At 70.2% G+C, this 8,655-nt stretch carries 7 protein-coding genes; 4 read left to right on the top strand and 3 right to left on the bottom strand.

Annotation, left to right across the window (positions count from 1 at the left end; all coding sequences use genetic code 11):
• Nucleotides 1-341 (top strand): ESX secretion-associated protein EspG (locus ACWPXK_RS32965; protein WP_454200077.1); only part of this gene is annotated, 341 nt, incomplete at its 5' end.
• A 94-nt stretch (nt 342-435) separates the two neighbouring features.
• On the opposite strand, the gene ACWPXK_RS32960 is transcribed toward ACWPXK_RS32965, so the two are convergent.
• Nucleotides 436-783 (bottom strand): DoxX family protein, encoded by a 348-nt coding sequence (locus ACWPXK_RS32960; RefSeq protein WP_454200076.1) that lies wholly within the window; start codon nt 781-783, stop codon nt 436-438.
• A gap of 183 nt (nt 784-966) precedes the next feature.
• Here ACWPXK_RS32960 and ACWPXK_RS32955 point away from each other — a divergent pair, with 183 nt between their 5' ends.
• Nucleotides 967-1,491: a gamma carbonic anhydrase family protein gene (locus ACWPXK_RS32955; protein WP_040782070.1), complete on the top strand. Its 525-nt coding sequence runs from the start codon at nt 967-969 to the stop codon at nt 1,489-1,491.
• A gap of 6 nt (nt 1,492-1,497) precedes the next feature.
• On the opposite strand, the gene ACWPXK_RS32950 is transcribed toward ACWPXK_RS32955, so the two are convergent.
• Nucleotides 1,498-2,121 (bottom strand): phosphoribosyltransferase, encoded by a 624-nt coding sequence (locus ACWPXK_RS32950; RefSeq protein WP_454200075.1) that lies wholly within the window; start codon nt 2,119-2,121, stop codon nt 1,498-1,500.
• Nucleotides 2,122-2,141: 20 nt separating this feature from the next.
• Nucleotides 2,142-2,987: a carbon-nitrogen hydrolase family protein gene (locus tag ACWPXK_RS32945; protein WP_454200074.1), complete on the bottom strand. Its 846-nt coding sequence runs from the start codon at nt 2,985-2,987 to the stop codon at nt 2,142-2,144.
• A gap of 62 nt (nt 2,988-3,049) precedes the next feature.
• Between ACWPXK_RS32945 and ACWPXK_RS32940 the strand changes: the two genes are divergently transcribed.
• Together ACWPXK_RS32940 and ACWPXK_RS32935 are read left to right on the top strand one after the other, a co-directional pair.
• Nucleotides 3,050-4,837, top strand: coding sequence for a DEAD/DEAH box helicase (locus ACWPXK_RS32940; protein ID WP_454200073.1), 1,788 nt, complete (start codon nt 3,050-3,052; stop codon nt 4,835-4,837).
• A gap of 257 nt (nt 4,838-5,094) precedes the next feature.
• On the top strand, nt 5,095-8,652 hold the full coding sequence (locus ACWPXK_RS32935; protein WP_454200082.1) for an AAA domain-containing protein: 3,558 nt from the start codon (nt 5,095-5,097) through the stop codon (nt 8,650-8,652).
• Nucleotides 8,653-8,655: the final 3 nt, after the last annotated feature.

The following is an 8,655-nucleotide window of genomic DNA, read 5'->3' as shown; positions in this document are numbered from 1 at the left end:
TCCCCCGCCTGACCGCCCCCTTGGCGCAGGTCGGCGAGGACAGCCGCAACCTGGTGACCGTCCCGGTCGCCGGTCCATCCACGCCGGCCCGGATCCGCAAGCTGTTGAAGCAACCGCGCGATGGCATCGGCCAGATCGTCGTCTCCGCCCGCCGCGGCACGGGCGAGCCGCGCCCGTTCGGCGTGCTGTGCTGGATCGACGTCGTCGCCGACGGCCGATACGCGGTGCGCACCGGCACCGACGTCGACATCGTCGCCGTGACCGCGGACCGTTTCGCCGCCCAGTTGCGCCCGCTGGTCAGCGCGGCCGCGCGCACGTCCACGGCCTACGCCCAACGCTGAACGCCCGAAGTCCCGTCGGAAAAACTCTTCCGCGGGAGAGCGCGGCCCGGGACGATCCGTCCCGGGCCGGAGATCTGCGGACGCAGTGTCGAATTCAGCTGGCCGCTTGCAGAGCCAGGGTGGCGATGGCCGGGGCCATGTACAGCAGCGGGAACGGAGTGGTCTTGTAGGAGCGAGCACGCAGGGTGGTCACAACGGCACCGGCGAAGTAGAGAATGAGACCAATGGCAGCGGCCACGCCCACGGCCGGGATGAAGAAGCCGGCCACGAGGCCGACCGCCCCGGCAGCTTTCGCCACGCCGAGCCAGTTCCACCAGGACTTCGGTACGCCGTATTCCACCAAGGGCTCCACGACGAACTTCTGCCTGGTGAGCAGGGAGTAGGCCGAGAAGCCGATCCACAAGGCGGCCAGGACACCAACGGTGTAATAAGCAGTGGTCATCGGAATCGCGTTCCCTTCACAGTTCGTTTCCATGTATCTGCCGAGGAGACGATGGACCGGCCGCGAGTGTGACATCCGATGACTGCGACTGAACCTGGTAGCGGAGCGCCGTGGCTCTCGGCACCGGCGCCGTCGACAGGGTCATCGGGTTGACGGCTCGAGCGGACTGCTTACGGTGTACGAGTGCCACTCTACGAATTCGAAGGCAAGCGGCCCCAGGTCGATCCGTCGGCGTTCATCGCGCCGACCGCGACGCTGATCGGCGATGTGCGGGTCGAGGCGGGCGCCTCGATCTGGTACGGCGCGGTGCTGCGGGCGGACCTGGCGCCGATCGTCATCCGGGAACGCGCCAATATCCAGGACAACGCGGTCCTGCACGTACCGCCGGACGTGCCGATGGAGATCGGTTCCGGCGCCACCATCGCGCACAGCGTGGTGTTCCACGGGGCCGCGGTCGGCGCCGAGGCCATCGTCGGCAACGGCACCACGGTGCTGGACCTGGCGAAGATCGGGGCGGGCAGCATGATCGCCGCGCACTCGCTGGTGCCGCCCGGCGCCGAGATCCCCGACGGTGTGCTCGCCGCGGGATCGCCCGCCGAGGTGAAGCGCCCGATCGAGGGCACCCAAGCCCAGATGTGGGTGCGGCTGAACCCCGGCTTCTACGCCGAGCTGGCGCAGCGCCATCGCAAGGGCATCACCGAGATCTGAGCGCGCTCAGCACAGCAGCGCGGTGACCTCCGCGTCCCCGAGCTGATGGAAGTCACGGTAGGCGCCACCGACGCCGCCCAGCGAGCGCGGCACCCATGGACAGACCACCTCGTCGGCCTCGTCGGCCACCCGGCGCATCGCCTCCGTCGATGCGACCGGGACCGCGGCCACGACCCGAGCGGGCTGGTGCAGGCGCGCGACCCGGCAGGCGGCCGCGACGGTGGCGCCGGTCGCCATCCCGTCGTCGACGATCACCACCGTGCGCCCCTCCAGCGGAATCGGCTGGACGTCGCCGCGCAACACCTGCTTGCGCCGTTCCAGCTCGGCGCGCTCCCGAGCCTCGATCGAGGCCACCTGCTGCGGCGATACCCCGGTGTGCGCCAGTACGTCCGAGTTGAGTACCCGCACGCCGTCCTCGCCGACGGCGCCCATGGCCAGCTCCGGCTGCCACGGCACACCCAGCTTGCGGACCAAGAGGACGTCGAGGTCACCGCCGATCACTTCGCGGACCGCGGCGGCGACCGGGACCCCGCCCCGCGGCAGGCCGAGCACCAGCGGGTCCGACGCCCGCAGGTGTTCCAGATGCGCACCCAGCGCGCGACCGGCCGAGGTCCGATCGGTGTAGACCATCGATCCGAACGCTACTCCGGTCAGCGCTCGGTGATCGCGAATCGGCGCAACGAGAGGCTCGGGTTGGTGGTGCGCACCTTGTTCAGGTACGCGAGGTCGATGCCCGCGGTCAGCACACCCGGCTCCTCGCCGAGTTCGGCGAGCACCGCGCCGGTCGGATCCACGATCATCGAGGCGCCCGCACCGCGCGGCGCCGCCTGATCCGCGGCCGCCACGTACACGGTGTTCTCGATGGCGCGCGCACGCACCAGCGTGCTCCACTGATCCACCTTCCCCGGCCCGGGAATCCACTGCGCGGGCAGCAGCAGCACCTGCGCGCCCGCGGCGGCGACCCGGCGCACGCCTTCAGGGAAGCGCAGATCGAAGCAGGTCTGCATGCCGAATGTCACATCCGCGACGGTGAAGGTAGCCGGCGCCTCGATCGCGCCCGGCTCGACCACGTCGGATTCGAGGTACCCGAAGGCGTCGTAGAGGTGCACCTTCCGGTAACGCGTGACGAGGGCGCCGTCGGGTCCGAGTACGACGAGGGTGTTGCGGATCCGGTCGCCGCCGGGGGCGACTTGCTCCACTGTCCCGGCGACCAGAAACACCCCGGACTCGCGGGCGATATCGCCGAGGCCGGTGACGAAGGGGCCGGTCAGCGGCTCGGCGATGGCGACGACCCGCTCGTCGAGACGGGTCACGGCAAACATCGAGTATTCCGGCGCGACCACGACGCGCGCCCCACGCTCGCGGGCCGCGCGCACGTGTTCGCGCAGGGCGGTGAGGTTGGCCGAGGGGTCGGTCGAGGGGGCGAACTGGACGACCGCCACGTCCAGCTGATCCGGCGTCCGGTCCTGATGCGCGGGCGAGTCGTGCAGTTGCATAGGTCTCACCGTATTGGGGCGGTGGCCGGGACGGCCAGCACGAGGCAGTAAACTGCTGGTCAATGAGTACCAATCAGGTCGACAGCGTTCCTGGCGACGACGACAGGGACACCGACGGCCCGTCTTTCGCCGATCTCGGAATCGATGACCGCATCCTCGCTGCCATCGCCGACGTCGGTTACGAATCGCCCTCGCCCATCCAGGCCGCGACGATTCCCCCACTGCTCTCCGGTGCCGACGTCGTAGGTCTCGCGCAGACCGGCACCGGCAAGACCGCCGCCTTCGCCATCCCGATCCTGATGGGACTGGAGGCCACCGGACGGAGTCCGCGCGCCCTCGTGCTGGCCCCGACCCGCGAGCTCGCGATCCAGGTCGCGGAGGCGTTCGGCCGCTACGCCGCGCACATCCCCGGCCTGCACGTGCTCCCCATCTACGGTGGCCAGAGCTACGGCGTCCAACTGTCCGGCCTGCGCCGCGGCGCGCACGTCGTGGTCGGCACGCCGGGCCGGGTGATCGATCACCTGGAGAAGGGCACGCTTGACCTGTCACAGCTGCAGTACCTGGTGCTCGACGAGGCCGACGAGATGCTCAAGATGGGCTTCCAGGAGGACGTCGAGCGCATCCTCGCCGACACACCCGCGGACAAGCAGGTGGCGCTGTTCTCCGCGACCATGCCCGCCGCGATCCGCAAGATCTCCAAGCAGTACCTGCACGATCCGGTCGAGATCACGGTCAAGGCGAAGACCTCGACGGCCACCAACATCACCCAGCGCTGGGTGCAGGTCTCGCATCAGCGCAAGCTGGACGCGCTCACCCGGGTGCTCGAGGTCGAGACGTTCGAGGCGATGATCATCTTCGTCCGCACCAAGCAGGCCACCGAGGAGCTCGCCGAAAAGCTGCGCGCCAGGGGTTTCTCCGCCGCCGCGATCAACGGCGACATCGCGCAGAACCAGCGCGAGCGCACCATCGGGCAGCTGAAGTCCGGTTCGCTCGACATCCTGGTCGCCACCGACGTCGCCGCCCGCGGGCTGGACGTGGACCGCATCTCGCACGTGGTCAACTACGACATCCCGCACGACACCGAGTCCTACGTGCACCGGATCGGCCGCACCGGCCGGGCCGGTCGCAGCGGCGAGGCGCTGCTGTTCGTGGCGCCGCGCGAGCGGCATCTGCTCAAGTCGATCGAGCGGGCCACCCGGCACCCGCTGACCGAAATGCAGCTGCCCAGTGTGGAAGACGTCAACGCCCAGCGCGTCACCAAGTTCGGCGACACCATCACCGAGAATCTCACCTCGTCGAATCTCGCGCTGTTCCGCAAGCTGATCGAGGACTACGAGCGCGAGCACAACATCCCGCTGGCCGATATCGCGGCGGCGCTGGCGGTCGGCTCTTATGACGGGGACAACTTCTTCATGGAGCCCGAGCCGGAGCCGGTCGAGCGCCCGCAGCGCGATCGTCCCCTGCGCGAGCGGCCCACCCGGCGGTTCGACGAGGACCGGGGCGGCTCACACCATCGGGTCAGCGGAACCGAGCTGGCGACCTACCGGATCAGCGTCGGCAAGCGGCATCGTGTGGTGCCCGGCGCGATCGTCGGCGCGATCGCCAACGAAGGCGGCCTGCGCCGCAGCGATTTCGGGCATATCAGTATCCGTCCCGACCACAGCCTCGTGGAGCTTCCCGCGCAGCTGCCCGCGGAGACGCTGGAGGCATTGCGGCGCACCAGGATCAGTGGTGTGCTGATCCAGTTGCAGCTGGACCAAGGGGCGCCGCAGCATCGCACGTTCAGCCGCGGCCAGCGCCGGGAGCGCGAGGGCGCCAAGCGACCGGAGCGCCGTAAGCCCCGCTCCTGAACCGGGGAGGGTATGCCGAGGTAGACGCACAGAAGACGCAGCCGGACGAAGTCCGTCCACAGCCCCGCGCCGGGCCGAGCGAAGGCTCGAGGCAGCCGCTCATGCGCCGGGCCCGAGCGAAGGCTCGAGGCAGCCGCTCATGCGCCGGGCCGAGCGCAGGTGAGGCAGCCGCTTAGCTACAGTGTTGCCGTCCGTGCGTAACGAGGCGCACACGGCAGCGGGTGTCCCGCGAAGACACAGGAGGGCCGCGTTTGTTCGTGTTCGGTGATCGTGTCGTCTGCACCGCCGTCGATCTCGTGCGCGCTGCGCACTGCGAGTTCGCAGTGCTGCGCGCCCTCGATACCGAACTGGGCACCCTCCCGGCCGGACCCGGCATCGCCGCACCGGCGCCCGAACTCGTACCCGGAATCGATGACGCTCGGCAACGCCGTCTCGCCGACTACCGTGCCCGCTTCGGCGGTGCGGTCGTGGAGATCGACCGGCCACCGGACAATCTGGGAGACCCGGCCGAACCCAGCGATGGAGTGAGCGATCGCGCATCGGCACGAATCGCGGCCCTGACAGCCGCACACACCGACACCGTCGCGGCGCTGCGCGCGGGCGCTCACGTCGTCCACGGCGCGACCTTCTTCGACGGCCGATTCCATAGCTCCTGCGACTTCCTGGTACGCGCGGAACATCGAGTCCGCTACACCGTGCACGGCGCCGCGTCCACGACGGCGGATCGGGTGGGCGCCGCGCTAGAACTCGCCGCCTGCGCCGCTGCCCTCGACCGTTCGGGCGCACTGACCGCGCCTTTCGTCCGGCTGCACTTGGGCGAGGAGAGCGTGGCCCAGGCGCTGAGCGGGCTGCTTCCGGTGTACCGGGCGCGCAGACGCCGGGTGGAGCGCATCGTGGACGAGAAACTCGGTGAACTCCTGCCGATCCAATGGGGTGACCCGCGCTATCTCGCCTGCGGCCGCTGCCGCACCTGCACCGCGGCCCTGTCGGCCGCGCGCGATCTGCTGCTCGTGGCCGGAATGCCCCCGGCGATCCGCGCTCGCCTGCGCGAAGCGGGAGTGAGCACCATCGATCGGCTGGCCGCCGCCGAGGTCTCGGTGCCGGGTGTGCCGCCGCGCACCGTCACGACGCTGCGTCGCCAGGCGGAAGTCCAATTGCGGCGAGAAGTTTCGGGCGAACCCAGGTATGCGCTGACCGACCCCACCGCGCTCGGCGCGCTGCCGCCACCCTCCCCCGGCGACCTCGCACTCACCATCGGTGGAGGCGGACGGATGCCATGCACGGTCGAGATCGGCGGTACGGACACTGTGCACCTGGCCCTGCGTGTGCCGTCCGACCCGGATGAGCCAGGCGGCGCCGCAACCGCGGAACGGCGCGCGCTCGAGCAGGTGCTCGACTATCTGGCCGAGCGGCGGCGGATGTATCCGGACCTGCACATCTATCACTACACCTCGGCGGTGCGCACTGCGCTGCTGCACTGCACCGGCCAGCACGGCGTCGGCGAGGAGTTCGTGGACGAATTGCTCCGCGCAGGCGTCCTGGTCGACCTGTACCCGGTGGTCCGCAACGCGATGATCATCGGCGAGCCGTCCTACGACCTGAGCACGCTGCGGCAACTGTGGCCCGATGCGGAGCATTCGCCCGCCGGAAGCGACACCCACACCGTATTGCGGCTGCGCGATTGGCTGCTGGACCGCGCGTCCGAGCACCGCATCGAAGTGCGGACGGGAACCAGTTCATGGCACGCGGCGCCCGTCCCTGGCGAGGTGAAGCCCGCGCCGCCGTCACGGCCGTCGTCGCCGAGGGCTGCCGCGGCGGAATACGCTGCAGGACCGAACGATGCAGAGCCTCCCTTCGACCAGGCTGCGGAGCAGCGCATCGAACTGCGGGCAGGAACCAGTTCGTGGCGCACGGTGCCCGTCCCAGGCGAGCTGGAGCCCGCGCCGCCGTCACGGCCGTCGTCGCTCGAGGCTGCCTTGGCTGAATACGCTGCGGGACTGGGCGATCCCCTGCATCCCTCGGCCTTGATGGCCGCCGCGCTCGGCTATCACCGGCGCGAGCGGCAGCCGCTGTGGTGGGCACACGCCGATCGGCTGAGCCACCCGGTGGACGAATGGGCCGACGCGCCAGGGGTTCTCATCGCCGACTGGGGCACGGTCGACACCAAATGGCATCGCCGCTCCGACCGCCCCACCATGCGCCGGTATCTGACGCTGACCGGCCGGATCGGAACCGGCTCGAGCGGCGCGGCGGGGCCGAGTGTGCTCACCCCCGGCACCACGGTCTACACCTTCTACGACCAGCCGCCACCCGCGGGCATGGTCACCGCGGTCGGCCACCGGGCCACCGCGAGGGCGACGGTGCTCGGCTGCTCGGTGGACACCGAGTTCGACGACACCGTCCGGCTGGAGGAACTGCTGCCCGAAGGCTGCGAACCCTACGACGAGCTGCCGACCGCCATCGCGCCCGATCTGCCCGTATGGGACGAAAACGCCGAACTCGCGGTCGAACTGGCGGCGCAACAGTTGCTCATGACCCTCCCGGACACGCCACGGGAAGCGGTCTTCGACATCCTTGCGCGCCGCCCGCCCCGGCTCCATGGCGGCGCCAGGCTGCCCGAGGTGCACGGCGACCACGCGGCGGCGATCACTGCAGCCGTGCGCGCGCTCGACCGCTCTTACGTCGCGGTGCAGGGACCGTCGGGGACCGGGAAGACCTCGACCACGGCCCGGGTGCTCGAGCGCCTGGTCACCAAGCACAACTGGCGAGTCGGCATCGTCGCGCGGGACCACGCGACCGTGGAGAACCTGCTCGACGCGATCGTGCGGGTCGGCGTGCTGCCGGAGCTGGTCGCCAAGAAGGACGCGGCGGCCGTCGCCCCGGAGTGGGCCGTGATCGACGCCGCCCGCTATCCGCGTTTCCTGGACAACGCGATCAGCGGCTGCGTGCTCGGCGGCACTCCGGCCGATTTCGCGAACGAGGATCTGGTACCGCGCGAAAGCCTCGATCTGCTCCTGATCGCCGACGCGGGCCGCTTCGCGCTGGCCGACACCGTGGCCGTCGCCGCGAGTGCACGCAACCTGCTGTTGCTCGGGGATCCCGTGCCGTCCACCGCGCGCGCCACCCATCCGGCTCCGGTCGGCGAATCGGTACTCGGCTGGCTGGTCGAGGGGCGCCAGACCCTGTCCTCCGAGCGCGGCTACTTCCTGGACCGCACCTGGCGGATGCATCCCGCGGTATGCGAACCCGTCTCCCGGCTGTACTACGACGGGCGCCTGCGCTCCAATGAAACCGTCACGCTGGCAAGACATCTGGACGGCGAGGAGCCCGGCGTGCGTACCGTCCTGGTCGACCACTACGGCAATGCCACCACCTCGCCGGCCGAGGCGCGCGAGGTGGTGCGCCGGGTCCGCGCGCTGCTCGGCATGTCCTGGACGATCGGCGCGACGACGCGCAGGGTGCACCCACACGACATCTTCGTGGTCGCGCCGTACGCCGCACAGGTGGGGCGGATCCGGACCATGCTGGCCCGCGCCAAGATCGAGGACGTGCTGGTGGGCACGCCGGATCGGTTCCGCGGCAGGGAAGCCGCGGTGGTGCTGCTTTCGATGACCACTTCCAGCCCGGATGTGCTCGATGCGGTCGCCGACGCGCCCTACGGCATGCGGTCGCTGTTGTCGCGCGGGCTGATCCGCGCCGCGCTGTGCCGGGCCATGTGGAAGGCGATCATCATCCGCTCACCGCTGCTGACCGAGTACCTGCCCGCCACCATGGAAGAACTGGCCGATCTTGGCGCATTCCTGCGGCTGGGCTGACGG

Source organism: Nocardia sp. Marseille-Q1738 (assembly GCF_965283145.1).
Note: the sequence above shows the minus strand (reverse complement) of the source record. Positions and strands in the feature narration are given on the sequence as shown.

Bases quoted from the DNA above. Each gene is read 5' to 3' on its own strand.
- ACWPXK_RS32950 (WP_454200075.1), bottom strand. From the start codon at position 2,121: ATGGTCTACACCGATCGGACCTCGGCCGGTCGCGCGCTGGGTGCGCAT.
- ACWPXK_RS32945 (WP_454200074.1), bottom strand. From the start codon at position 2,987: ATGCAACTGCACGACTCGCCCGCGCATCAGGACCGGACGCCGGATCAG.
- ACWPXK_RS32960 (WP_454200076.1), bottom strand. From the start codon at position 783: ATGACCACTGCTTATTACACCGTTGGTGTCCTGGCCGCCTTGTGGATC.
- ACWPXK_RS32940 (WP_454200073.1), top strand. From the start codon at position 3,050: ATGAGTACCAATCAGGTCGACAGCGTTCCTGGCGACGACGACAGGGAC.